General features: G+C 42.0%; 1 protein-coding gene and 1 pseudogene. Both read right to left on the bottom strand.

The genetic code is table 11. The features are described 5' to 3' along the window. Nucleotides 1–170: 170 nt before the first annotated feature. Nucleotides 171–1253, bottom strand: a pseudogene (locus BU200_RS10465) (SspB-related isopeptide-forming adhesin); the annotation flags it as partial. A gap of 208 nt (nucleotides 1254–1461) precedes the next feature. Continuing rightward, nucleotides 1462–1596: transposase (locus BU200_RS10470; RefSeq protein ID WP_211268960.1), on the bottom strand; the 135-nt coding region annotated here is incomplete at its 5' end.

Raw genomic sequence — 1596 nt, forward strand, 5'->3', positions numbered from 1 at the left:
GAAAGATATTCCAATCCATAACGGCATCCAAACGTTCTAAGGGATTGCCTTTCTCTGATAGTTTTGACAAGATTTTTTCATCGTCTGTGAATAAATGCATGACAGCTCTCCTCATTACTTTTTATTCTATTATCTCATTTTGGAGAAATTTAGGAAGTTTTTAGAGGTCCCCTGTAATAATTGACCGTATTAGGAAGCACGGTCTTTCCATCAATAGTCATTCCCTTGTCATTCGTGTTGACTTTTTTCGGCGTAACAATGGGAATGAAGTTGGATACGTCTTCCGTCTCGTAAGCCAATCCAAAATCAACCTGATAGGCCTTGTTAACATAGGTCTGACCCGAATTATAAAGGCTGTCCTTGACCGTCATAGGGTCAATAATGGTTAAGGCTTGACCTGTCTTCACATAGGTCTCATAGAAAGCCTCATTGTCTTTAGGACGAAAGACCTGGAAAGCTCCTTTTGGTGAGATTTTCTTGGCAAATAGAGCCTCTTTCAAACTATCTGGAGCTTCTTCCAAATTCTGACAGGTTTCAATCATCAGGTCAGATACAATCTTCCCTTCTTGTGTCACCACTTGAATAGCCTTGGTGTCAATCTCAAGAGCTTCCTCTGGGTAGTCATCCACAAAGTAAAAACCCTTAGCAATGGCGTCTTTAGTAGCCACAATACCCTTGTACTGGTCTAAATCCCATGACAAGGTATAGAAGTTTTTAGAACCAACAAGCATGGCCTGACCATTGATGTCTACCTGGTCGGCATTGAGGTTCTTCTTCATCGGTTCCGGTGTAACAAGCATGTTGGTCACTTCCTTCGTCGCATAACCATTACCAAAATCAATCTGATAGGCAGTATTGGTGTAGGTTAAAGTCTTGTCCTTGAGGTCAGTACGAACCGTCATGGGACTGGTCACCAAAAGGCTAGTTCCTGTCTTGACATAAGTGTCATAAAAGGCTTGATTGTCTTCTGGAACAATGACTTGAAAAGCTCCTTTAGGGTTAATCTTAGCCGTTGTCAGTTGATGTCTAAGTGTTTCTGGAACTTCTGACAAGTCCTTATAAGTCGTTGCCACAAAACCAGATAAGGCTTTTCCGTCTAGGCTTGTGACGATGACTGCCTTATCATCGGTCATCACGGCTTCTTCTGGAAAATCATCTAAGAGGAGGAACCCTTTGCCAATCATCTCCTTGGACGACTGGTCGCCCTTATACTGGTCTAAATCCCAGGTCAAGGTGTAATGATTGGTTGAGCCGTAGAGATTGTAACTGGTTGAAGCAACTGCTTCTCCCTCCTTGGTTAAACCTGTCACAGAGCCAGACTGATTGGTCAAGTAGTTGTAATGGTCGCCTGTTTCATGATTGAGATAAGAAGCCCTACCATGACCATAGGTGTAGGTTTCTCTTCCCTTGAGTTCCCGGTCATAGGTCTGGAGAACCTCGGTGTATTCCCGGTTAATATAGTTATTGAGTTTTAAAATAGTACAAAAGAGATTCATTTACTGTTTTGCATGTTTTTAAAAGTTCTGTGATTGCTCTCTTCAGATTTGCCCAAGCTTTCTCAATGGGATTTAATTCTGGTGAATAAGGTGGAAGAGG

Source organism: Streptococcus acidominimus (assembly GCF_001921825.1).
Lineage (GTDB): Bacteria > Bacillota > Bacilli > Lactobacillales > Streptococcaceae > Streptococcus > Streptococcus acidominimus.